The organism is Streptomyces sp. NPDC026515, assembly GCF_055567595.1.
The window spans coordinates 73136-96842 of record NZ_JBVHQD010000017.1; the positions used below are offsets into that span (position 1 = coordinate 73136).

Sequence of the window (23707 nt, forward strand, 5' to 3'; positions counted from 1 at the left end):
GCGGGAGGCGACATCCGGTGAGCAGCGTCGGCGGGGGACTCGGCAAGGTCGAGGTGCGGTTGAAATGGGACCCGAGTCCCTTCGGGGAACCGCCCCGGCATCTCGACATCGTCGCCGCGACCTATTCCGCAGACGATTCCCACGGGCGGCCGGAGTACATCGTCCACTACGACAGCCGGTCACCCGACGGCACCATCAACATGACCCGGCACAGTCAGACCGGCCAGGGCTTCGGCTACGTCGAGGTGATGGTGCTGGAGTTCGACCGCCTCGCGGCCGCCTACGGACGGGTCGTGGTGGGGGTGGTCATCCACCAGGACGGCGGACGCCGGACCTTCGCCGACATCCACAACGCCGGGGTGCTGGTCGTCCAGCACTACACCGAACTGCTGGCGGACGACTTCACGCAGGTCGCCGACTCCACCGCCACCACCGTGGCCGAGTTCGTCCGAGACGGCTCCGGCGTGTGGGAGATGCACGCGATGGTCCGGGGATCCGACAGCGACCCGGTGCCCTTCACCCTGGAGATGGGCAGCGTGCCCCGGCCTCGCAGCGGCCACACCCCGGAGGACCGCCCGGCCGGAGGGCGTCCGGTCTGACCGCGCCGATCAGGTTCCGCCGGCCGGCTGGGTTGCCAGTACGCGGGCGATACCCAGCTGATCCAGGATCGACCGGGCGGGTTCGTCCGCGTTCGTGACGAGCAACCGGGTGCCGCTGGCGCGAGCGGCACGCAACGCCTGATCGACCGCAGCACCGCCGTCATGGACGCGCAGGGGGTGCGAGTCGACGTCGTCCGGGCGGTGGACCACGACATCGCCACCGGGGTCTGGCCCGACATGAGGGAACACGGCTGGGAGAGGGACGCCTGGCCGGACCTGTACCGGCAGGTCCTGGCGGCCGACATCCTCGTGCTCGCCGGCCCGATCTGGCTGGGCGACAACAGCTCCGTGATGAAGCGGGTGATCGAACGCCTCTACGCCTGCTCCAGCCTGCTCAACGACGCCGGCCGGTACGCCTATTACGGCAGGGCCGGCGGCTGCCTGATCACCGGCAACGAGGACGGCGTCAAGCACTGCGCCATGAACGTCCTCCACAGCCTGCAACACCTGGGGTACACCATCCCTCCCCAGGCGGACGCCGGATGGATCGGCGGGGCCGGCCCCGGACCGGGCGCCCCGGACAACGACTTCACCTGCTCCACCTGACCCGGGCACTGAAGGACCTCGGCGGGCCCACGGCAACCAACGCACCGCCTGGACGCCGGCCGTCACCGCGACCACGAGAATCCCGAACACCGGTAGACAGAATGCTCACTGGCGGATCGTCACGGTGTTCTGGTCGATGTCGGACACGCGGACGGTTGCCTTCATGGCCCGGCGACCGGAAGGTCGAGGTTGCCGCTGCCCCCAGTAGCCGCGTTCGTCGACGAGGCCCGCGTCCAGCGGGCCGATCGCTCGGTCGGTGTCCTGAAGGTCAGGCGGAGTTGGGGATGGTGGCGGATGAGGGCATCAGCGATCGTCCGGCGGACGTGTGGGAGCCCTTGCTCGCCGTGGCTGACGCTGCGGGCGGCACATGAGCGGAACGGGCTCGCACCGCGTGCACACAGCTGGTCGACGCCGCGAAGAGCAGCGACGAGGGCAGCATCGGTACCAGCCTGCTCACGGACCTGCGTGACTACGCGTTCAACGACAGCCTCGAAGAGCCGCCGTGGGCGGACATGAGCGGCAAGCCGCTCGATGCCCGCGGGCTGCCGAGGATGCTGCGGAGTACATGACCGCGGACATCCCCCGATCACGGCCCGCAACATCAAGGCAGGCGGAAACGTCATGAAGGGCTACTACGCGACAGATCTTCACGACACGTGGCAGCGCTACTGCCCGCCCCCCGCCGGAACCGGGAGCGGATCGGCACTCCGCATCCGCTGCCGTGACGCCCTATCCGCCACCTGGCCCGCGCCCTGACGGCCGAGGTCGGTAGCGGCCTACGGGGTCGGCATCCCGAAGAGCACGACAGCAGCGAAGATCCCCACTGGAACGGCGAGAGCCAGCACGAATCCAGCAAGGCATCCCCACGTGGTCAGTCTGACGCTGGTTCTCTCGTAGTCATCGCTCTTCGGCACGCCCCCATCTAACCGGCACATGCATCAGACCGCTGCCGCTACCCCTCTCCGCTACCTCGATCATGCCCCTGACAAGGTAGTCGGCGGAGGTAGTGGACCTGACAGGAACGGGGCCACCGCCCCCGGAACCCCGCGCATGACCACCGCTGCCGCACCTGCCGGACAACTCCTCCACCAGGAAGAGGCCGGACGCTCGATTGTTTGGCCCCCTGGGTACGACAAGGGCCAGGTAGTAAATTTACTACCTGGCCTCTGACCAGCGTCGGGGTGGCGGGATTTGAACCCACGACCTCTTCGTCCCGAAGCAACTTGGGTGGGGACGCTGCCGTGGGCCGGTGTGGCTATCACCTGCACTGACGGTTCGCAGACATCCGGGCTTGTTCGCCGCTGCTCGCATGCGTTGTCACGCAGTTAGACACTCACCCAGGCTGCCTACGCTGAGGTCAGACGCTGTTTGAGGCACCTTGACCGACTGGGCAAATAGATTCGTCGTGAAAGCCTGGTCCGGGCATGATTACCACCGTGCGTGAGGACTGGGACCATCGCAGGCACGGGCGGTACAGACTGACGGAGACGGAGCGCGGCGACGTCTGGGGCGTGTGCGCCGCAGTAGACGGACTCTTTGGGGAGCCCCGGCGCGGGACGTATGAACTGTTCGGCTGGGTGCCGGAAGGTGCCCAGGTCGGGGGCTGGGTCGGCAGCCGGGTGTGGATGGTGCCGGACGACGATGCACTTGATCCCTGGCTGCTGGAGGACGCGAAGACCCCAGGACAGCTCTCGGGGACCGGCAGTCTCGTGCTCACTGGCCTGGACGACTACGAAGGTCCGCCTGAGGGACACCTGGGTCGTGTCCGACTGCACGACGGGCATCGGTGGCTGGGCTCCTGTCGGGAATTCACCCGCGTTCTGCCGGCCGAGCAAGCCGCGCCCCTGCTCGTCCTGCGGGGACTTGCCCAGGGTGATCGGCTACGAGCCGCATTGATGAAGGGCACCCGGCGGGCGATGGACCTGGAGGAGGCCGCCCTGGAGATACAGGACGCCCAGGGCGAGACGCTCACCGATCGGCTGCTGTGGACCCAAGTCCGCTCTTGGCGCCCATCCTCCTACGGGACAGATCTGATCGACCTGGAGCTTGACGGGCAGTTCTTCACCCCCGTTCCCGAATTCGCCCGGCCCATCTGGGAGCGGTGGCTCGTCGGGCCGCCGGACACCCTGGGTGCCTGGGCGGGCCTCGACACCCGGCGCCGCGGGGCCTGGCTCGATCTCGTCCGTGAGCGGGCATGCCGACGCTCTCACCGCGACCGGCCGGCTGGTCATGCCTACGAACTCGACGGCCGACACATCGCCGACGAACCGGGCCTCTATCTGGCGCTTGGGGAGGCGGTGAACGGGCCGGGTGGCTACTTCGGCGGCTGTCTGGCCGCCCTCGACGACTGCCTGCGCGGCACCTTCGGTTACACCGCCCCCGCAACCCTGCTCTGGTGGAACGCAGGGACCGCACGCACGTACCTGTCCCGGACCCTGACCCCGGACGGTCAGTCCTACGACCTATTCGCCGAGGTCCTCAACGTCCTAGCCGAGGGCGGCATGCACGTCACCCTGGCGTGATCCCCGTCTGAGCATCTACCCAGTCCTGATGGCGTCCCCGGCAGGATTCGAAGTGCGACGCCCGCTTTAGGAGCGAGGTTGGGGGACTCTGGGCCTGACCTGGGAATCCCTGCCTTGGGCGGCGTAGGGCCGTGCGCGCCTTGGGGAACCTTGATTGCCCGTGAGTCCCCGCCCGTTCTGGCACGGAAGTGGCACGCCCTGTGGCCTCCTCGATGCGAACTATGGGCACGATGGCCGCTGAGCTTTGCCGGGGGTGCGAGGGTTGCTGTACGGCGCCTGCGCTCGGGATGGCTCGTCCTGCCGAATAGGCTGCGCTTGTGTGGAGAGAAGCCGCTACCGGGGCTCTGCGGCGTGACATTTCGACCGCCTGTGGACAGGACCGCTCTCGCTGCGGCGGAGCAGCGGCTCGGCCGAGGCTTGCCGGCCCAGTTGACAGCTCTGCTACTGGAGACCGACGGGGTAGTCGGCGCCTACGCGAAGGACGTCGTCTGGTCTCTGGATCGGATCGTGGAACAGAACCTGCTGTTCTGGGCTCCTGATACGTTCCCGGGACTGTACATGCCCTTTGATCCGCTGCTGTTCTTCGGCCGCAACGGTGGTGGCGACCAGTTCGCCTTCGTGCTGACACCCGAGCGTCCGGACATCTTCGTCTGGTGGCTGATCTGCTGTTTCGGCTGTCGGGGTGGCGGGATTTGAACCCACGACCTCTTCGTCCCGAATGAGGCTCGCTCAAGATGCACACCGGGTAGTTTGGTGTTTTGCCTGGTCAGGGTGTTGGAGAGAAACGGTTTCGGGTGGTGTAGAAGGGGCTCGGGGAGCGGGTCGGCTCCCAGATGGCTCCCAGACGCCGGCACGGAGGCGTCGATGTCCCTACGCCCGGCGTGACAGGTCGTCCACCAAGAGGTCGAGGGTCGCCTCCTCATGGAGCGCGACGCCGAGGGCGGTCATGGCAGGGGCGAGATCCGGGTCCCAGTCCGCGCTGACCGGATGGCCGTCGAGCGCCAACTGAGGGATGCCCTCAGCCTGGCTGCGAGCGGCCAGGTGCTCGTAGTCCGCGGTGCCCATGCGCCACGGCCGGGCTTCGTAGCGGCGGGTGACCCGGTTGGCCAGAGCGATCCCCGGCCAGTCGAAGTCGCCGTGGTACGCGAAGTGGCAGCCTGTGGCGGCGAGGGCGTCGAGAAGCGTGAAGACCACGGTGGCGGCGCTGCCGGAAGTGCACACGAGGGGCTGGACGCAGGCCGCGTCCGCCGCAGCTTCCACCACGCGCGGATTCTCACAGATGTGGATGAGCGTTGCGGCGGGGAGTTGCAGCCGAAGATCATGCAGGTCGCGTGGGGTGACGTGAACTTCGGCGTGATGGTCAGCCCGCTCCCGCAGAGCACGCTCCCGCCAGCCCTCGCCGTCGGGCCGCAGCCCGTAGGTGAGCACCGTGCTGGAGACCTCGTCCGGCGTGACGGACACCAGCCGCCACAGTGCGCGTCGACCGGCCGCGTCGTCGGGGAACTCGGTGCCATGGGCGAGGGCGACACCGCGTTGAACGAGGCGTGCGAGCCAAGTGCCGTCGTCCAGGCCGTGCGCGGAGCCGGTCGTCATGGCAGCGAGTTCTCCTCGGCCACGTGTGCCGTTGCGTTCGGGTCCTTCGGGTCCGAGGAGAGCGGTGAGGACCTGGACCGCCTGCTGGAGTGTCCATACCGCAGCTTCGGGCGTCACTCCTCTCGGAACACCGGCACGGCGCAGCAGGTCGTACCACTGCCGCGGCCATTCCTGGCCGGCGAGCGGGGAGGCGTCCAGTGACGAAGCAAGGGACGACCACACCTGTTCCCGCCGTGCGGCCACGTCCGCGCGGGCGGCACGGCGGTCGGTGAGTGGCGGGCCGAGTTCCTCCAGGGTCTGTCTTAGGCCGAGTCCGGCGGCCGAAGCACGTAGCCGTGCGTCGAGCACGTCGAGCCGTACGGTCACGGCGGCACCTGTGAGGGGTTTGCCCAGCAGGAGAGAAAGGTCGTTGCGTTCCTGCGCGTTCATCGCGGTCAGCCGGAGCGAACCCGTGGCCTGTACGCCGTTGCTCTCCAGGCGTTTACGTGCCCCCTGCCAAAGGCGGGTGAGCCCAGGTCCCGTCAGCCAGTCGCGCGTCGCGGCGGGCAGCCCGCTCATACGGACACCAGACGCCGGTGCCGACCGTTCCAGGTGTAGTGCAGTGTGGCCACCCCGCGCGCATGGGGATCACGGAGGCACTCGTAGATGTGCAGGGACGGAACCTCGGGCCAGTTGCCCATGAGCCGCTCGCTGGTGAGGACGAAGTCGAGATCGAGGTCGACGAGGATACGGCCCAGCCGGCCGTGGGTGGGTTCGTCGACCTTGGCGAAGGCGTCGTCCAGGAGAATCAGGCGTGGCGCGTGCGGTGCCGACTCGGCGAGGCTGGTGAAGTGGGCGGCTGCCGCTGCGAAGAGCACGAGGTAGGAGAGGACTCGTTGTTCACCCTGGCTGAGACCGGTCCGCCCGGTGAGCTTCCTACGGCGGCCCGGGGCCGCGTCCTCGACCACGAAGGTGTGGAAGCGGAACCAGTCGCGGTAGTCCAGCGCGGTCCGCAGATGGGCGGCGTAACCCGCTGAGGGGTCGGCGCGGCGGGCGTCCTCGATCCGGCGTTGCAGCACCTCGCGCAGCTGCTCCGTCTCGTCGCGAGTCCTGAGGCTCGACGGACTGCGCAGCAGCTCGACGGCCGCACGCACATCCGCGTCCACGTCCTCGTCCAGCTTCCACAGCAGCTCGACACCGAGACCATGGGATGTGCGTACGGTCTTCAGGGTGTCGTTGAGAGCCGCGACCAGGTTCGCCGCGGTGATGACCTGTGCCGAGAGGTGGTCGCCGAGCTCACCGGTCAGGAACCGCTGGAAGACCTCACGTTCGCGCTCGGTGAGCCGCCCCCGGGCCTCCGCGGCCTGAACCGCGATCCGCTCGCCCACGGATGCGACGTCATGAGACCCGTGGTCGTCGACCAAGCGGCACACCTTGATTCCGTCGCGCTCCTCCAGCTGCGCGTCGAATCCGCCAGCCAGTTGGTCGCGCAGATCGGTGTGGCGGTTGAGCAGGGTGCTGTCCGACACCTCGCCCTTCGGGCGGCCGAGGGCCTGTTCCACGGCGTCGGCGAGGGCCCGAAGCGCTCGCAGACGGCTGCGCACGTCCGTGCCGGGATCGTCCGACATGTACTCGGGCAGCGAGGACCGGTCAAGGCCGGCACCGAGCACCACCTCCGGTCGGCCGAGAGCCCCGCGCAGAGCGCTGCCGGTGTCGATGACTGCCGTCTCCTGGTCCGCCAGGGTCCCGCGCAGGCGTTTCTCGTCCTCTTCCGCGCGCACGCGCAGGTCGTGGAAATCGTCGCGAGCTCGTTGTGCCGCGGGGAGCGCTTGGACGGCGTGCGTGATGCGCTGCTTGGCGTCCTGCTCGCGGGAGAGGATCTCCTCCTCGGACGACCCGATGGCCTCCTCGCGGGTACGTAGGTCCTGCTCAGCGGTGCGCAGTCCAGCGAGGTGGAGCCGGTAGCTCTCGTCTGCGGCCAGGCGATCCTCTCGGGCGCGTCCGTACCGGTCGGCATCGGCGTGGTTCGCGCCGAGCCGCTCCCCCGTGCCGCCGACGGCCCTGCGCAGATGCCCGACACCGCTGAGCAGGCCGGCCAGTGCGGTGCGCACACGGTCCAGGGCGGCGGGGTCGCCGGGCAGGTCGTGGGCGGTGGCGGTGGCCTCTGCCTCGGTCCGCGCCGATACCGCGAGAGCGCGTGCCTCCTCGGCCAGCCCCGCCGCCCGGGTCGCCTTGGCGGTCAGGTCGCGCAGCGTCCGCTCGGCTGATTCGGTCCTGCTCCAGGCGTCCGCGAGACTCCGCGCCCTGGGGAAGTCCCGTTCCGCGAGCGTGAGAGCTCGACGCATGGCATCGGCTACGGCGAGCTCTTCGCGGACATCGGCCAGCCGCTGTTCCGTATGCGCGATCCGCTCCTCCAACTCGGCGAGAATGCGTCGCCGAGTCTCGGCGCGTACGGCGGCCCCCACGTACTCGGTGTCGCGCTTGTCATGACGACCGCTGAGTACGCCCAGACGCCAACTGCCGTCGTAGAAGACCGCGTTGTGCGCGGAGGTCTCCTGTGCCGATGTGAGTGCGATGGTGGCCAGGAGACCCCCCACCTGCTCGGAGGTGACGCCGCAACCCGGTTCAGGGGCTGGGCGCAGGGCCGAGGCGAGAGTCGGCCCGTCGGACAGCGTGGGACCCGGCTGGAGAAGGGTGTCCCGCGTGCGCGGATCGAGAAGGACGCCGTCCGCACTCACCCACGCGTCCAGGATTCCACTCGCCTCCAGCGCCCCTTCCAGACCGGCTCGGTCGGCCGGAGCCAGGTCTTCCACGAAGCCCACGAGCCGATAGAAAGGGGCTCCACTGCCCGGCGTCCTCGCGGCGGCGCGATGGTGCGGGGCCGGCGGCTCGGGGTCGGTACGTTGCTCCCAGTCCCGCTTCTGCTCCGCCAGGTGGTCGAGTTCCTCGCCGAGCCGGTTGACGCCGAGTGCCAGGGCGTCCCGGCGTCCGGTGAGCTCCTCGCCGTACGGCTCCAACGCGGCCTGAGCGATCTGCCGCGCCTGGCTGTCGATGTCGGGCGGCAGCGTGCGGTCTGCGAAGGGCGCGTCGGTAGAGGTCTCGTGGCCGACGGTGGCGTGAACGGCGTTCAGCGACGGGCAGTCGGGACCCAGCGCATTCCGCGTGTGCGCCGCCCATTCGGCGACTTGGCGGGCGTAGGCGCCGCTCTCCTCGGCGACCTTCTGACGGCTGCCGTCGAGATGGCCGGCTGCCTCTTCCGCCTCGCCCTCCAGCCGTTCGCGCTCGGCATCGGCCTGAGTCGCCGCGGCCCGGGCCTCGTCCGCCCGTGCGATGAGGCGGGTCACCTCCTGAACCATCCGGGCCCGGTTTCTCACGACCGACTCGGCGTCCTCCAGCTGGTTCTGCCAGGACCGCAGCCCTTCCTGCGCCGTGACGGTGTCCACACGGGCCACCGATCGGTGCCGTACGGTACGCATCTCCCCGGCCGGAGTCGTCAGTTCGGTCTCGGCGGCCTGGGCCAGAACCGTGCGCGGCAGGGCTACCGCCTCGCCGAGATGGCCGGTGGGAAGCCCCGCCTTCTCCGCCTGCGTCAGCAGCTCCCGGTGTTCGGTTCCCAGCTCGGCCAGCCGACTTCCGAGGTGTTCGACACCTTCGGCCAGCCGCTCCGCCGAGCCCTCCTCCGCGTCGTGTGCGTTCCGCAGGGTGGTGAACGCGGCCGCGGCGGCGGTGTGCAGCGCCTCCACCGTGCCGCGGCGTTCTGACAGTTCGCGCAGACTGCGGTAGGCGTGACTGGCGTGCAGGGCGGCCAGGTCGGTCCGGGCGGCCTGCTCCTCCTCACGCAGGGTCTTCAGCCGGCCCTCCGACTCCTCCTCCTGCGTCCTCAGGTCGCTCGTCCGCTGTGCGGTGTCTCCGGCTGCCCGGCGCCGCTGTGCGAGGACGCCCAGCTCGTGGCTCACTCTCTGGGCGGAGGTGCGCAGGACCCCGGCCAGGTAGCTGCGGTAACTGGTGAGGAACGTGCGCAAGGCCGCGTCGGTGCGTTCCAGGCGGCCGAGTTCGTCCCGTACGGCGTCAAGGTCATGGAGGTTGCGCGCCACCTTCTCGACGACGTCCTCGTCGAGCCCCGGCAGGGTCTCGCTCAGCAGGGAGACCAGGCCCCCGTGTTCGATCCGGTCGCCGACCGTCGGGCGCCGCAGCCGGTGGAGGAGCTGGGTGAGGTTGCGATAGCGCGTCGCGTCGGTGATGCCGAACAGTTCCCGGGCCACACGCGCACGGTGCTGGACCGCACGGTCGGTCGTGTTGTCGGAGCCGACGATCTCCTTGAGTCGGTCGACCGGCAGCGGCTTACCGGCCTCGACCAGATGCAGGTCCTCACCGATCCGCAGCGGGGTGACGAAGAACGTCGGCAGCGCCTTCTGTGTCGACTTCGAGGCGCGGATGGCGGCACCGAGCGTCAGGTGGCGCTGACCGCCGTCGTCGGCCATGCCCCGGAACTCCACCCACAGGTAGCCGAGACGGTTGGTCTGCTCGAACCCGTCCAGCATCAGCCAGGCGAGCGTGGTGCGGCCGGTGCCGGTCGCGTCCAGTGCCCGGGAGTCGCCGTCCAGAAGATACGGGAGCAGCATCTCCAGGGCCTTGGACTTGCCCGCGCCGTTCTTGCCGCGCAGCAGCAGCCGTCCGTCGCCGAAGGAGAAGTCCTGCTCGTCGTACTGCCAGACGTTCTGGATGCCCGCCCGGTGCAGCCGAAAGCGCGCGCTGGTGGATGTCGCGGGGCCGGAACGCGGCACCGGAACGAGGCCACGCGCGTCGGTGGTCATAGCGGCAACTCCTCTTGAACGTCCGTGCCTTTGCCGGCTGCGGTGGCCGGGCGCACCGTGACGTGGGTGGCGTAGCGGGCCGCTGCGGCCAGCAGCACCCAGCCGTCGCCGCCGGGCCGTGCACCACGGACATCGGTCACCGTGCGTCCTTCCGACGCCTCTTCGACGTACCCCTCCGGCAGTCCTTCGCCCTCGGCGCGCAGCCGGTCCGCGCGGGCCATCAGCCGCATGCGGACCAGCAGGTCCAGTACGGCCTCTCGCAGGGAGGGAAGGTCCTCCAGGTAGCCGCGTTGCCAGCTGCTGCGCTGCCCGTACTCGGTGATGAGCTCGGCGAGCACCTCGTCCACCAGGCCGTCCGGGACGGCCACCCCGATGACGAGCGTCCCGCCGGTCGCCGGATGCCCCGGTTCCTGCGGCCGAAGCCGTTCCACGAGCCGTTCCGCCAGCAGCAGCGCGGCCTGTGCGACGGTCCCGGTGCCCGGTAGGTGCAAATCCGTGAGCTCTTCCTCGGGGTCCACCAGCGCCACGCCCTCGGCACGGATCTCCATCTCCAGGCCCAGGAGCTCGGAGAAAGCCTGGGCCTCCCGGCGCTGCCGGGTGCGCAGCCAGTCACGCTCGGCGTCCGTCAGCTCGTCGAGGTGGACGACGGGTGTCTCGACGAGCATCCGGCGCACGTAGGTGCGTGGTCCGCCGAAGCCCGGGTCCGCTGCCCGCCGGACCAGGTCGGCGCCGTCCCGTGCCTGGGAGAGCGGGCCGGCGACGACCACGCGTGCCAGCTCCCGATCTATCGTGATCAGGGCTTCTCCGCCCGCCTCCTGCGCAAGCGCGGCCACATGGCCCTCGGTCTCGATGAGCACGCCCCAGTCGACGAGCTGGCGCAGAGCCGCGACCAGGGTCCGCTTCCCGGCCGCCCGGCCCGGTTCCTCCAGCTCAATCCCGGCGTCGGCTGCGGCAGCCCTGATATCGGCGACCAGGTGTGACAGCAGCATCTGCTCGGGCGCGGTCACCAGAACAGACAGGGCCAGCGCGAGGCAGGCGTACGTGTGTGGGGTGAACGGAGTGCCGGTGGAGCGCTCAAGCCGATGCCCCGAACCCGCCCCCAGCCCCGCCTTGAACAGCCGGGCGTAGGAGCTGTCGACCAGCAGGCGGTAGCCGAGCACCTGCTGGAACCGTTTGCCCAGCCAGTCGGCATGCCTGCGGATCAGTGGGAAGAGGTCGGCGTGGGGGCCGTCCGACGCGACCAGCGGGTGGGCGAGCAGCAGCCGGGCGGCGGTGCGGCGCTCGGCTGCCAAGGCTACGTCGTGAGTCGAGGGGAGGGTCATGACACGCTCGCCTCCGCTTCGCCCTCGACCGCGGCGGAGGTACGACCGATGTCCAGCTCCAGGTCGTCCAGCAGCAGGTCGCCGTCGGCCGAGTACAGCACCGTTCGCGTGCCCGCCGTCCGGCGCACGGTGAGGCGGATACGCAGTTCGGCGTCTTCACTGCTGGCCGAGTCGAGGTCGAACCCCGCCGTCCTCTCCCTGTCCGTGCTGATGGGCCTGCTGAGCTGTGCGTTTCCGAGCGCTGTGGCCAGTAGCTCCAGGAGCAGGCCGAGCGCCGCTGACGTGAGGCGTACCTCGGCGAACCGGCCGGACGCGCTGCGCAGTTCGTCTGCCGCCGCAGCTCTGGTCGCTGCCCGCTGACGGGCTGCCTCCATCAGCAGCTGCTTCTGTGCAGAGTGGTCCTCCACCGCTGAGGCCCGGCCCCGCTGGGCTCGGCTGCCTCTTTCGCGCAGGGCCACCGGCACCTCGACCACCGGACCGGTCCACCAGCTTGTGTAGGCGGGCACCACCTCGTCGGCGGCCGGAGGTATGCCCAGATGGCGGGCGCCGTACAGCCCGAATGCGGCGACGGCGATGTCGTGTGCGTCCCGCGGCGCCGCTTCGTCGAACCAGCGGGCCAGCCGCAGCAGATCCTTGCGCCGGGACATCTCCCCTGTGGCCGACCGCAGCATCCGCTTGGCGTTGGCGAGCAGTGACTGCAGCGCGCGCAGGGTGGCGTCGCGTAGCTGGTCGACTTGGCTGTCCTGGCCGTCGGTGTTGCTGAACCAGCCGCGCAGCCCCTCCCAGTCCGCGAATTCGCGGCCTCGGCTGCGCTGGATCCGGACCTCCGGGCGACTTTCGCCCTGCGCCTGCGCCGAGAGCCCGGTGAGCCCCTGGGCGTGGGAGTCCAGCCGGTCCAGCAGAGCCGGGATGTGCGGCCACAGGGTGTCCAACGCCGCCGAGATCCGGGGCGCGCGGAACGCCACATCCTCCGTGATCGCCTCGACGTAGTCCAGGAGCAGCTCCTTGAAGCCCTGGTACTCGGCGCTGTCCAGGTCGTAGCGGGACAGCACCTGGCCGAGGTAGGCGTAGAAGTCGCGTATGGAGTCCGCGAACTCGGTGAACTGCACGAACAGCGTGCTGATCCGCTCCAGTCCGTCCTGCGGCTCGACGCCGCCCGGCGCGGTCACGAGGTCGGCCAGCTCCCGTAGCCCGCGCTCGACCAGTGCCAGCAGTTCGTTGCTCACCTCGCGGGCGGCGTCGGCTTCGGCCAGGACCCCGTCGGCGTCCCGCTGGATGCGTTCACCCAGTTTCGAGAGCTGGTAGCGCGAGCGGGAGCGCTGGTACTCGCTGATGCTGGACGCGTTCACCGTGTGGCTGCTGCGGAGCAGGTTTCCCCACTGGACCAGCTGCTCCAGTCGGACCGTGAGGGTGTCGGCGTCGAGTACTGCGGCGGAAGCACCGGCCTGGCGCAGTTTCGCCATGATGTCCGGGACGGCGAGATCCGCCAGCAGCGTTCCGCAGAAGACCCGCATGATCGCGACATGCTCCAGCCGCTCGGGCGCGCTGAGGTACGTGTACGCGTTCAGCCGCCGGCGTGCCTCCTCGTCGGCGTCCTGAGCTGCGCCTGATGCGGTTGCCCCCATGCTCGCGAGGTTACGCGGCGCATCCGGCTGCCGCCGGTGTGTGGCCGGAATTGCCACAGACGTGTGCCCATCTTGCAGCGGCTCGTGGCAGCGGCTTGTGCGGCGAGGGAGTGCGTCAGTTTCGCCCTGAATGGGTCCTTCGACTTCTGTGCCGAGTGGCTTCTAGGAGAATGGGGTACGTTCAGGCGCGTATCGGTGAGGCGGAAGGAGGCACGCAGTGTCGTACGAACCCAAACTTGCTGCGGCTCTTTCAGGTGCCACGCTGCGCCAGCTGTCTCACTGGCGCCGAGCTTCCGGGCCCAAGGGCGCTGTGCTCGTGCCTGAGATCTCCAGCGAACGGCCGATCCTCTACTCGTTCCGTGACGTTGTGGCACTCCGCATCTGTGTACAGCTGCGTGAAGAGGCTTCGTTGCAGAAGATTCGCCGTGCGTTGAACACACTCCGGGAAGACCTGGGCGAGTGGGAGCACCTCTCCTCGTACAAACTCGTCGCGGGCCCGGACACCATTTACCTGGCTGAACCTGACCACGCCGTGGACCTGATCAAAGGCGGCAACGTGGTCATCCACCAGATGGTGGATGTACTCGCTCCCTTCTACAAGGACGGTCGTAGCATTCCCGCCCTTCTCACCCCGCGTGAGCACGTCGCGGTCGACGAGTCGGTCCGTGGTGGTGAACCGGTCATCCAAGGCACCAGGATCCCCGCGTCGGACGTCGCCGCTCTCGTGAGGGATGGCATCCCACCGGACCAGATCGGTGAGTTCTACCCAGGCGTGACGGCTGATGCTGCACGTGACGCGGCCGACTTCAGCGAGTACGTCGACAGCTACGGCAGTAGCGAGCCCCGGCAGGTCGTCGCTTGAAATTGCTGCTCGACGAGAATGTGCCCCGGCCAATGGCTGAGATCGTGCGGATCCTGTTGAAGGCGCATGACGTCGTCCACGTTCACGAGCTCAAGGGCTGGACGGGCACAAAGGACATCGAGCTGTACGCCAGAGCGAAGACCGAGGGCTTCGATGTCGTCATCACCAACGACACCAAGCAGCTCAGCCGGCCGCTCGAAGTGGCGGCCATTGCACGGTCGGGCCTGCATCGCATCGAGTATCGCCAGAACAACAAGCATGGCGGCCTGGTGGGCCTTGGCACGGCGATCGCCACCGTGTGCGCCGCTCTTCCTCATGCCCTGTCCGAACTCGAAGCAGCTGGCGGCCAGCGCCTCGTCTCTCTGACGTCAATCGACCCGACCCGCCAGAAACGCCTCCAGATCACGGACCCGGCCGTCGTCCCGCCGAAGCACTGGCCCGGTGACGATTCAGCTCCCGAGTCCTGACCTCTAGATTCACGAAGGTTCCCGGCCGGTAACCCAGCACACGTGATGCCAGGAAATGGGCCGGCGTCGCGCCGACTGTGCTTGTTCTCGTCAGGACTCGCTGCTCAACTCTTCCTGGATCTCGGTGATGCGACGCTGGGTCGCCGCGGCGTTCTTCTGCTGACGGGCCAGCTTCGCTTTGGCAGCCGCCAGCTTCTGGGTGAGCCGCTCCTGATCAGCTTCCGCCCGCTCACGGATGGTCCCGTCATCGCGGTACGCGGGCCCTACCCGCTCACTGCTCACAACTCCGCGACGCTCCCCGCATTCTGGGCAGTCGACGACGCAGGCGGAAACGTAGCTGTGCTCGCGATGCTGGATGTGGGGCACCACGTGGTCGCAACGGAGGGTGAGGTTCCAGGTATCGAGGTCTTTCTTGCGTTCCTCCTGGGAGGGCCAGGAAGCGAACAACCTGGCGAGCTTCTCCATCTGCTTCGGCCCCACCGGCGGTGGCGGGCAACAGAAACAGCAATGCGTCACCCGAGAGCCGCTGATGCTCCACCGGCCACTCCGGCAGTCGGCGTGCCGCTCGCGGAATCTCCGGTCGGCTTCCTCGTACTCACGCCTCTCCGACTCGGACAACTTCATGAGGGGATACCAGTCCCCCAGCCCATCGTGTATAGGCTCTCCGCAGCCCCGGCAGGACTCACCGGCCGCGTACTCCGCCCAGCTGAGGCGCGTATTCTCTCGCTTCCACCGCTCATCCTGCTCGCGACGCCGCTGGTCATCCGCTTCGGCATCGAGCGCCGAGCGTAGAGCACGTTTGGCAGCTCGCTGTCGGCGCTGCTCCTCCGTCAGCTTGGCCATGGGCTCCACCTTCCGCTGCGCCGCGTTCTTGTGCACAACCGCGGAATCCATGCTGGCCTGGCTGAAGTTCCCCCCGCGAACTGGACAGCGGGTGTTTACGCTGCCGGGACGAGGTTCTGCCTGAGCAAGGATCTCGTTTCGAGCGGGGTGACGTACCCGTAGTCGGGGTGCCGACGGAGCCGGCTGCGGTTGTACTCGACCTCGATGTAGCGGAAGACGTCGGCCCGGGCGGCCTCGCGGGTCTCCCACATGGTCGTCCCGATCTCCGCTTTCAGGATGGCGAACCAGCTCTCCGCGGCGGCATTATCGTAACAAGAGCCCACGCGCCCCATCGACTGCCTCATGCGCAACTTGCGTATTTCGCTGCGGAATTCGCCACTTGTTTACTCGCTGCCGCGATCCGTATGCATGACGCAACCCTGCTCCAAGCCGCCACGCCCGGCCGCCATCCGCAAGGCGGCGACCGGCAGCTCGGCGCGGTGGTGGTCGGCCATCGCCCAGCCGATCACCTCCCGCGTCGCGAGATCGATACAGGTCGCCAGATACAACTTCCCTTCCAGTGTGCTGAGTGCAGTCATGTCGCCGACGAGCCGTATCCCGGGCCGGGGTGCGGTGAAGTCCCGTCCGATCAGGTCGAGCGCGAACACCGCCCGCTTCGCCTGCCGGGTCAGGCCCCGCCGCCGACGGCGGGTGATCCCGACGATCCGGTGCTTGCGCATCAGCCGCTCGATCTTCTTGGAGTTCACCACCCGCCCGGGCCGCCGCAGGGCAGCGTGGATCCGCGGAGCCCCGTAGGCACCGCGAGATCCGGCGTGAAGCACCCGGATCTCGCCCACCAGCACCTCCTCAGCCCGCTCCCGCACCGTCCGGGCCGGCCGCGACGCCCTGTGCGCGTAGTAGGTGGAACGGGGCACTCCCAGCACACGGCACAGAAACGCAACGCTGTGACCTGCAGGATTACCCTCCGATGCCTTCTCCGCATCGATGAAACGACACCGTGCCACGGTGTCTACCTCATCTTGTCCTGAGCGAAGAAGGCGGTCGCTTTTCCCAGAACCTCGATCGTGGCCTCCTGCTCGCGAACCTTCCGCCGCAGCCGGACCAACTCCTCACGCTCCGCAGTGGTCAAAGCCCCGGCGGGTCCCTCACCGCGGTCGACCTTCGCCTGCTTCACCCACCCGCGCAGCCCTTCCGGGCTCACGCCCAGATCCCTCGCGACCTCAGTGACCGTCTTCTCCGAGGACAACGCCAAGGCGACCGCGTCCCGCTTGAACTCGGCCGTGTACCGCTTACTCATGTTGCTCTTGCCACTCACTACCTGTGACTGCTTCCTCCGGGACCATCCGTCCCAGTATCAAGCTGTCCGGCCGACAGGGGGAACCTCAATGAGACCGCGCCACGGATCTGGCTCCGCCTTGGGCGGTGTCAGCTGAGCAGGGGGCTTCGTCTCCTTCTCCGGCCGCTGTGGGTGCCAGCCGTCGAGGAACGGCCGCAGTTGATCTCCCGTCGGCTCCGCACGGAAGTTGAGAGAAGCCAAGCCCTTGCCGCTGAGGGTGGGGTCGAGCCGGTCGGCCTCCGCCTTCCCCCAAGCCGACCACTCTCGCAGCCTCTCGGCTTCGAGGGCGTCTTCCGACGCCGCGGCGGCTTCATCCAGAGCGGCGCAGAACATCCGGATCTCCCCTGCGGCCTGCCACTGCTCAAGGGCCGTGCCGAAGCGCTCGGCCCGCACCGCGTGAATCGCCTTGATCGAAGCCACGCTGACGGCGGCCTCCCACTCGCGCCGCTCCCGCTCCTCTCGCTCCGCTTCCAGGCGCCGGCGCTCGGCCTCCTGACGCTCCCGCTCCTCTCGCAGCCGTTGTTGCTCCGCCTCACGTTCCAGCCGAGCCCGTTCCTGTTCCTCCGCACGGGGCCTTCAGCGCCCGTAGGACTGAACCGATCTGGTCCTCCAGCGGCTTCTTGGCGGTGTCGGCCCACTCCTTCTTCCAGCCGTAGCTGTAGCCCGATTGCTGGCTGACCAGCAGCTCCAGCTCGCCGGACGGCTCGAACTTCTGGGCCGGGGTGACACGTTGCCAGTCGTACGTACGGCGGCCTGGCTGCTTGGGGACGTACCGGACAGGCTTCTGCCGTTCACGGAAGCTGACCTCGTACGTCCTGCCGTGGACGGTGAGCAGCGGCCTCGGCTGTCTGCGCTTCTTGGACACCGCGATCTCGCCGTGGCGTGCGAGGGCTTCCTCGGCGAGGAGCCGGAGCAGCGAGAGCACCCGGGGGAGGACCTCCTCCGAGATCTCGAAGGCGCTGTGGTCCGCGCTGACTGCGGCGATCACGTCCTCGACGTCGGTGATCACGCGGCTGCGTGCCAGCCGGATACGGTTCCACTCGGTCTCGTCTTCGCCGGTCACCCGGAGCAGGCCGAGGAAGAAGTCCCCCTTCGCCCGCCCGCTGTACTTCAGGCTAAATCCCTCGGGGGCACACGGCCGGGCCGCGTCGAACGCCCTGCGGTAGCGGGCTCGCTCCTCGTCGCTGGGGTTCGGGATCCGGAGGAACCGCCCGGCCTGCTGTACCTCCGCGATCAAGGCGGTTCCGATTTCCGCCGGCGACGGTTGGGGGGGCCTTGGGGGCGCGCTTCGACGCCGGCTTCGTCGTGGACGGGGCTGTGTCTTGCTTCTGTGGCGGAGGGGTCGGTCGTGCCGGTTGGTCGGAACCTGTTGACCGCTGCTTGCGCTGAGCTGGTTCCGGCCGGTCCGGGTGATGGCCGTGTTCCAGGTAGAAGCGTCCCGCGTCGGTGATCTCGGCCTGCCATTTCCCATCCTGCTTGGGCATGGTGATCAGGCGCCGCTCCTTCAGCGCGCGGGCGGTGAGAGCGAACTCGGGGCTGTCCGACGTCACGGGGTCGGCTCCGCCCCCGATGCGGGTGAGGAGTGCGAGCTGCCGGTCATTTAACGGAGACCATCGGTGCATGTCGATCGTCGTACCGTTTGTTGTCTCCTCGGCATAAGCCGTGGGGAGGACTCCTGCGGAGCGCACGGCGCACTCGGAGGCGGAACACCTCTCGCGGGGAGCCGCCGGGGAGCCGCTCCCCGAAGTCGGCTCCCAAATGGCTCCCAAAACGGGGCCGCAAAGCAAATCAGGCCCGTTGCTGATCCCTCAGCAACGCGCCTGACCTGCTCTTTTGGCTGTCGGGGTGGCGGGATTTGAACCCACGACCTCTTCGTCCCGAACGAAGCGCGCTGCCAAGCTGCGCTACACCCCGATGTCGCTGCCGTCCTGCTTGCTGCGGCGACGTCGTTTACTTTAGCCCACCGGTGGCCGGAGACGAAATCCGGTTTAGGGGCGGCGGCCGACCGGGTTCGGGCGGGCGTGGTCCAGGGCCACCAGGAGGACCGCGAGGGCGTAGCAGGCCAGGCCGAGGAGGAGGGCGTTGGCGAGGGCGCCACGGTAGCCGTGCTGCTCGGCGTCCAGGAAGGGGTAGAGGTAGCGGCCCGGTGTGCCGGGCAGCGACAGCTCCGCTCGGGTGAGGAAGAACGCCAGGTAGACGAGGGGGTAGAGCATCCAGCCCGCGGTCTGGCGCAGGTGGAGACGGCTCGGCGGCGTGAGGATGAGCCAGTCCACGAGGGCCGCCAGGGGTGCCGCCGTGTAGAGGAGCTGGAGGGCCAGCCACTGGCCGTGCCAGGCCACCGGCGGGTGGGCCGAGCCCGTCATGGAGAAGGGGGGCGTGGTGTGGCCCAGGAGCAGGTGGTAGACGAGACCCGAGATCACGATGTAGAGCAGCGCCGCGCCCGTCAGGGACGAGGGCAGCGGGCGGGACGCCTGCCAGGCGCGCCGCGCCGAGGCCAGGCTGACCAGGGTGAGAATCACCGCCGCCTGGGTGCCGAAGTAGCTCATGACCTGGGCCGGGCTGCCCAGCAGCAGCTCCAGGGCCACGCCCGCCGCTGCCACCGCGGCCGTCAGGAGGCGGAACACCGCGGTCAGGGGGCGACGGGTGGGGGCCACCACCGCCGTCGCCGGAACGTAGCCGGGCAGCAGTACGGGCGTGCCCGGGACCGCGGGGAGGTCCGGGATGTCCCGGGGTATGGGAGCCGTCATGCCCCCAAAGTATGAATAAGGGGCATGTGCGGCATGTTGTTCTACGCCGTGTGGGTTACGGCAACGGCTGCTCCCGGCCCACCAGCGTCAGCAGCGTCGCCTCCGGCGGGCAGGCGAAGCGGACCGGGGTGTAGCGGTTGGTGCCACAGCCCGCCGAGACGTGGAGGTACGAGGTGCGGCCCTCCGCCGTGTGCCGGGAGAGGCCCTTCACGCGGTCCGCGTCCAGGTCGCAGTTGGTGACCAGGGCGCCGTAGAAGGGGACGCAGATCTGGCCGCCGTGCGTGTGGCCGGCCAGGACCAGGGGATAGCCGTCGGCCGTGAAGGCGTCCAGGACGCGCAGGTACGGGGCGTGGACCACGCCCATCGAGAAGTCCGCCGTACCGGACGGCCCGCCCGCCACCTGCACGTACCGGTCGCGCTTGATGTGCGGGTCGTCCAGCCCCGTCAGCTCCACCGAGACGCCCTCGACCTTCAGGACGCCGCGGGTGTTCGTCAGGTTCAGCCAGCCCGCCCCGTCGAACGCGTCCCGCAGGTCCTCCCACGGCAGGTGGATCGCGCCGACCACCGGCGGATTGCCGTTGAGGCCGTGCTTGCCGTTCACCTTCTCCAGCAAATAGCGGGCGGGGTTGCGGGGCTTGGGACCGTAGTAGTCGTTGGAGCCGAAGACGTACGCGCCGGGGAAGTCCATCAGGGGGCCGAGCGCGTCCAGGACCTCGGGGATGCCCTCCGGGTCGGACAGGTTGTCGCCGGTGTTGATCACGAAGTCCGGGCGCAGGCCCGCCAGCGACTGCAGCCAGCGCTGCTTCTTTCGCTGCCCGCTGACCATGTGGATGTCGGAGACCTGGAGGATGCGCAGCGGACGCATCCCCGGCGGGAGGACCGGGACCGTCACCCGGCGCAGGCGGAAGGAACGGACCTCGAAACCGGCCGCGTACAACACACCGGCGGCGCCGAACGCCGCGATTCCCAGGGGTACTCCGTATCGAGCGCGCATACGACCATCGTGTCAGACCCGCGGCGGGGCTCATGACCGGCCGCCGGCCACCGGCGGCCGGGGCGGGTAAAACTGCGGGCCATCCGCACGGGGCACCTGCGACAATCGGACCCATGACCACCACGCTCAAGTCGAAGCTGCACGACGACCTCAACTCCGCGATCAAGGCACGCGACGAGCTCCGCTCCTCGACGCTCCGGCTGACGCTCGCCGCGATCACCAAGGAGGAGGTCGCAGGCAAGGAGAAGCGCGAGCTCTCCGACGACGAGGTGCTCAAGGTGATCGCCAAGGAGGCGAAGAAGCGCCGGGAGGCGGCCGAGGCCTTCGCCCAGGGCGGCCGCACCGAGAGCGCAGAGCGGGAGAAGGCGGAGGGCGAGCTCCTCGACGAGTACCTGCCCAAGCAGCTCACCGACGAGGAGCTGGCGGGGATCGTCGCCGCGGCCGTCGAGGAGGCGAAGGCGGCGGGTGCCGAGGGGCCGCGGGCCATGGGCGCCGTGATGAAGATCGTGAACCCGAAGGTGGCCGGGCTGGCCGAGGGCGGCCGCGTCGCCGCCGCGGTGAAGCAGCGGCTCCAGGGCTGACACCGCGAGCCACCGGGGAGCACCGGAGGCCTCGGGCGGTACGACGGCGGGGCCGCACCTCTGTCACGAGGTGCGGCCCCGCCGTCGTACTCGTGGGGGAGCCGGTGGGAGACCGGCGGGCGCGTCAGTTCCGGCGTCCGCCGGTCCCGTTGTTCCCGCCGTTTCCGTTGCCCTGGATGAAGCCGTCGGGGAAGGAGAACGTCGGGTTCGGGGTGGAGTTGCCGCCGTTGTTCCCGCCGTTCGCCGCGCCGCCGTTCGCCGGGCCGCCGATGAGACCGCCGATCAGGCCGCCGGTGTCGTCGCCGCGGCCGTGACCGTCGCCGTTCCCCTTGCCCTTGTCGTGGTCCTCCTCGTCCGGGATGTCGACGAGGTTGAAGGACTCCGTCTGCTTGCCCTCCAGAGCGCCGGTCATGGCGTCCTTCCAGATCGGGCCGGGCGTGTCGGCGCCGTAGACCTCGCCGTGGTAGACGCCGCCGATGGTGATGTTGGTCATCTCGACGTTCTGCTTGGCGCTGCCGACCCAGACCGCGCCCGCGAGGTTGGGGGTGTAGCCGACGAACCAGGCGTTCTTGCGGGAGTCCGTCGTACCCGTCTTGCCGGCGCTCTCGCGGTCGTCCAGGCCGGCCTCCTGGCCGGTACCGGAGTCGACCACTCCGCGCAGCAGGGTGTTGATGGTGTCGGCGGTCTTCTCGCTCATCGCACGCGAGCAGGTCGACTTCGGCACGGCCAGGGACTTCTGCTCGTTGCCGACCTTCTGGGTGATCGACTCGATGGCTACCGGCGTGCAGTACATGCCGCGGTCGGCGAAGGTGGCGTACGCGCTCGCCATGGTCAGCGGGGAGAGGCCGATCGCGCCGAGGGCGATGGACGGGGTCTGCGGGAGCTTCGAGCCGTCGCCCTGGTGGACGTGGAGCGCGTCGGTCATCTTGACCACCGGGCACAGGCCGATGTCGGAGATCAGCTGGACGAAGTAGGTGTTGATGGACTTCGCCATCGCCTTCTTCATCTGGTACGGCCCGACCTCGGACTCGTTCTCGTTCTCGACCTGCTCGTTCTCCGTGTTGACCCACTGCTTGCCGTCGCACTGCTGGACGGGGCTCGGGTAGTTCATCTTGTACGGCGCCGAGTACTCCTGCGTCGCCGGCTTGCCGCCCTCGATGGCGGCCGCGGCAACGAACGGCTTGAACGTCGAACCCGTCGGGAAGCCGTAGTTGGATCCGCCGTAGTCCCGGTCGACCGAGAAGTTGTACTCGGTCTCGTTCTTGTTGTAGCCGTACGGCTTCGACTGGCCCATCCCGAGGATCTTGCCCGTGCCGGGCTCCACGAGGGTGGCGGCCGCGGCGACCGAGTCGGCCTTGTAGACGTGGTCCTTGATCGAGGACTGCACCGAGTCCTGGGCCTGCGGGTCCAGGGTGGTCCGGATGGTCAGGCCGCCCTGGTTCCAGAGCTTGGCGCGCGCCTCGCGGGTCTTGCCGAAGGTCGGGTCGGTGAGGAAGACGTTCTCGACGTACTTGCAGAAGAACCCGGCGCCCCTGGTGGCGGTGATGCACCCGTTCTTGGGCTGGGTGACGTGCAGGCCGAGCGGGGCCTCCTTGGCCTTGTCGGCCTCCGCCTGGGAGATGTCACCGAGCTGGGCCATGCGCTCCAGCACGACGTTGCGCCGCTTGGTGGCCTCGGCCTCGTCGTTGACCGGGTCGTAGCGGCTCGGCGACTGCACGATGCCGGCCAGCAGGGCCGACTGCTGGAGGTTCAGGTTCTTGGCGTGCTGGGAGAAGTAGCGCTGGGAGGCGGCCTCGATGCCGTAGGCCTGCTCGCCGAAGAAGGTGATGTTCAGGTAGTTCTCGAGGATCTTCTTCTTGCCGAGCTTCTCTTCCAGCTGGATCGCGTACTTCAGCTCCTTGACCTTGCGTCCGAGGGTCTGCTGGGTGGCCTCGGCGACCTTGGTGGGGTCGTCGCCGGCCTCCTCGATGAAGTAGTTCTTCACCAGTTGCTGGGTGAGGGTGGAGGCACCCTGGGCGACGCCGCCGCTCACCGCGTTCTTGTTCAGCGCGCGCAGGACGCCCTTCAGGTCGATGGCGCCGTGCTGGTAGTAGCGCGAGTCCTCGATCGCGACGATCGCCTTCTGCATGTACGGCGAGATGTCCTTGAGCTCCACCACCGTGCGGTCACGGGAGTAGACCTGGGCGATCTGGTTGCCCTTGCTGTCGAGGATCCTCGTCCGCTGGCTGAGCTGCGGGCTCTTCAGGTTGGCCGGGATGTCGTCGAAGCCCTGGACCGAACCCTTGGCCGCGAGACCCAGGGCGCCGGCCGCGGGCAGTGCGATGCCCGCCATCACGGCTCCCGCGAGCACACTGACACCGAGGAACTTGGCGGCCTGCTGCGTGGTCGACAGACCGCCGCCCGAGCGCTTCTTTGGCATGGGGGCAGCCTAATCCGTAGGGCTGAGCATTCCGCGTGAGCGGGTGGCTCTCGGGATGTTCCAGTGCCGGATCGTGACATACGGGACCGGGCCTCACGGAGCCGGCGTGGCTCGGCGCACGGCACGACGACATGAACGGTCTACCTTGCCATTCGCCGGACACACGTGCAGGCCTTGGCCTAAGCTGCTCTCAACTGTCACAGCAGCGCGGCCACGTATCAATACGTCCGGCGACCCCGAATCGTTCCGGAACCCGTCCATTTTTTCGGGTGACGTGTTGATGGTGTGCCCGAATCCGCCTCGTGTGTCATCCGGCGTCCGTTGTGGCGCGCCTGAGCTGTCCCGGATTGCCGGGATGGTCACGCATGTCGTCAGCTCACTCCCACGGGTGATCTGCC

19 protein-coding genes, 1 tRNA gene and 2 pseudogenes are annotated in these 23707 nt (G+C 68.8%); 8 read left to right on the top strand and 14 right to left on the bottom strand.

Features of this window, described 5'->3' with window-relative positions; translation table 11 throughout:
- Window positions 1-17: 17 nt before the first annotated feature.
- The 5 genes and pseudogenes from ACZ4O3_RS31095 to ACZ4O3_RS31115 all read left to right on the top strand — a co-directional run bounded on the left by ACZ4O3_RS31095 (window position 18) and on the right by ACZ4O3_RS31115 (window position 4423).
- Entirely contained in the window at window positions 18-599 is a 582-nt protein-coding gene (locus ACZ4O3_RS31095; RefSeq protein WP_384998238.1) for a TerD family protein, read from the top strand.
- A 27-nt stretch (window positions 600-626) separates the two neighbouring features.
- Window positions 627-1301: pseudogene (locus tag ACZ4O3_RS31100) on the top strand (flavodoxin family protein).
- Window positions 1302-1501: 200 nt separating this feature from the next.
- Window positions 1502-1961: pseudogene (locus ACZ4O3_RS31105) on the top strand (DUF3631 domain-containing protein); the annotation flags it as partial.
- A 668-nt stretch (window positions 1962-2629) separates the two neighbouring features.
- Complete coding sequence (locus ACZ4O3_RS31110; protein WP_467725393.1) at window positions 2630-3727, top strand: barstar family protein; 1098 nt, start codon at window positions 2630-2632, stop codon at window positions 3725-3727.
- Window positions 3728-4096: 369 nt separating this feature from the next.
- Window positions 4097-4423: an SMI1/KNR4 family protein gene (locus ACZ4O3_RS31115; RefSeq protein WP_467725395.1), complete on the top strand. Its 327-nt coding sequence runs from the start codon at window positions 4097-4099 to the stop codon at window positions 4421-4423.
- Between the two features lie 174 nt (window positions 4424-4597).
- Here ACZ4O3_RS31115 and ACZ4O3_RS31120 read toward each other — a convergent pair whose 3' ends face one another.
- Genes ACZ4O3_RS31120 through ACZ4O3_RS31135 form a run of 4 tightly spaced genes read right to left on the bottom strand, consistent with a single transcriptional unit; the run spans window position 4598 to window position 13060 of the window.
- The gene (locus tag ACZ4O3_RS31120; protein ID WP_467725397.1) at window positions 4598-5878 is read right to left on the bottom strand and encodes a TIGR02679 family protein; all 1281 of its coding nucleotides are present in this window, start codon (window positions 5876-5878) and stop codon (window positions 4598-4600) included.
- Complete coding sequence (locus ACZ4O3_RS31125; RefSeq protein WP_467725398.1) at window positions 5875-10113, bottom strand: TIGR02680 family protein; 4239 nt, start codon at window positions 10111-10113, stop codon at window positions 5875-5877. Before ACZ4O3_RS31125 ends, ACZ4O3_RS31120 begins: the two co-directional genes overlap by 4 nt.
- On the bottom strand, window positions 10110-11405 hold the full coding sequence (locus ACZ4O3_RS31130; RefSeq protein ID WP_467725400.1) for a TIGR02678 family protein: 1296 nt from the start codon (window positions 11403-11405) through the stop codon (window positions 10110-10112). The genes ACZ4O3_RS31125 and ACZ4O3_RS31130 overlap by 4 nt, the downstream gene beginning before the upstream one ends.
- 26 nt (window positions 11406-11431) lie before the next feature.
- Window positions 11432-13060 (bottom strand): TIGR02677 family protein, encoded by a 1629-nt coding sequence (locus ACZ4O3_RS31135; protein ID WP_467725402.1) that lies wholly within the window; start codon window positions 13058-13060, stop codon window positions 11432-11434.
- A gap of 217 nt (window positions 13061-13277) precedes the next feature.
- Between ACZ4O3_RS31135 and ACZ4O3_RS31140 the strand changes: the two genes are divergently transcribed.
- Both ACZ4O3_RS31140 and ACZ4O3_RS31145 read left to right on the top strand, forming a co-directional pair.
- Window positions 13278-13922 carry a DUF433 domain-containing protein gene (locus tag ACZ4O3_RS31140; protein ID WP_453007793.1) on the top strand — a complete coding sequence of 215 codons (645 nt, stop codon included), beginning with the start codon at window positions 13278-13280 and terminating at the stop codon, window positions 13920-13922.
- Window positions 13923-13924: 2 nt separating this feature from the next.
- A complete protein-coding gene (locus ACZ4O3_RS31145; RefSeq protein ID WP_467725509.1) occupies window positions 13925-14389 on the top strand; it encodes a DUF5615 family PIN-like protein in 465 nt (154 codons plus the stop codon).
- Between the two features lie 90 nt (window positions 14390-14479).
- On the opposite strand, the gene ACZ4O3_RS31150 is transcribed toward ACZ4O3_RS31145, so the two are convergent.
- The 9 genes from ACZ4O3_RS31150 to ACZ4O3_RS31190 form a co-directional block, all read right to left on the bottom strand.
- Complete coding sequence (locus ACZ4O3_RS31150; protein WP_467725404.1) at window positions 14480-15232, bottom strand: hypothetical protein; 753 nt, start codon at window positions 15230-15232, stop codon at window positions 14480-14482.
- A gap of 95 nt (window positions 15233-15327) precedes the next feature.
- Window positions 15328-15576: an integrase core domain-containing protein gene (locus ACZ4O3_RS31155; protein ID WP_467725405.1), complete on the bottom strand. Its 249-nt coding sequence runs from the start codon at window positions 15574-15576 to the stop codon at window positions 15328-15330.
- Between the two features lie 39 nt (window positions 15577-15615).
- Window positions 15616-16236, bottom strand: a complete 621-nt coding sequence (locus tag ACZ4O3_RS31160) for an IS3 family transposase (RefSeq protein ID WP_467725407.1) — start codon at window positions 16234-16236, stop codon at window positions 15616-15618.
- A gap of 5 nt (window positions 16237-16241) precedes the next feature.
- A complete protein-coding gene (locus tag ACZ4O3_RS31165) occupies window positions 16242-16547 on the bottom strand; it encodes a transposase (RefSeq protein ID WP_361497581.1) in 306 nt (101 codons plus the stop codon).
- 39 nt (window positions 16548-16586) lie between these two features.
- Entirely contained in the window at window positions 16587-16988 is a 402-nt protein-coding gene (locus ACZ4O3_RS31170) for a hypothetical protein (protein WP_467725409.1), read from the bottom strand.
- Between the two features lie 112 nt (window positions 16989-17100).
- Window positions 17101-17805: a hypothetical protein gene (locus ACZ4O3_RS31175; RefSeq protein WP_467725410.1), complete on the bottom strand. Its 705-nt coding sequence runs from the start codon at window positions 17803-17805 to the stop codon at window positions 17101-17103.
- Window positions 17806-18408: 603 nt separating this feature from the next.
- Window positions 18409-18482 (bottom strand) — tRNA-Pro (locus tag ACZ4O3_RS31180).
- 74 nt (window positions 18483-18556) lie between these two features.
- Window positions 18557-19315: a Pr6Pr family membrane protein gene (locus ACZ4O3_RS31185; protein ID WP_467725412.1), complete on the bottom strand. Its 759-nt coding sequence runs from the start codon at window positions 19313-19315 to the stop codon at window positions 18557-18559.
- Window positions 19316-19370: 55 nt separating this feature from the next.
- Entirely contained in the window at window positions 19371-20309 is a 939-nt protein-coding gene (locus ACZ4O3_RS31190; RefSeq protein WP_362728743.1) for a metallophosphoesterase, read from the bottom strand.
- Window positions 20310-20422: 113 nt separating this feature from the next.
- Here ACZ4O3_RS31190 and ACZ4O3_RS31195 point away from each other — a divergent pair, with 113 nt between their 5' ends.
- Complete coding sequence (locus tag ACZ4O3_RS31195; protein ID WP_362728745.1) at window positions 20423-20890, top strand: GatB/YqeY domain-containing protein; 468 nt, start codon at window positions 20423-20425, stop codon at window positions 20888-20890.
- Between the two features lie 124 nt (window positions 20891-21014).
- Here ACZ4O3_RS31195 and ACZ4O3_RS31200 read toward each other — a convergent pair whose 3' ends face one another.
- Entirely contained in the window at window positions 21015-23309 is a 2295-nt protein-coding gene (locus tag ACZ4O3_RS31200) for a transglycosylase domain-containing protein (RefSeq protein ID WP_362722856.1), read from the bottom strand.
- Between the last annotated feature and the right edge of the window lie 398 nt (window positions 23310-23707).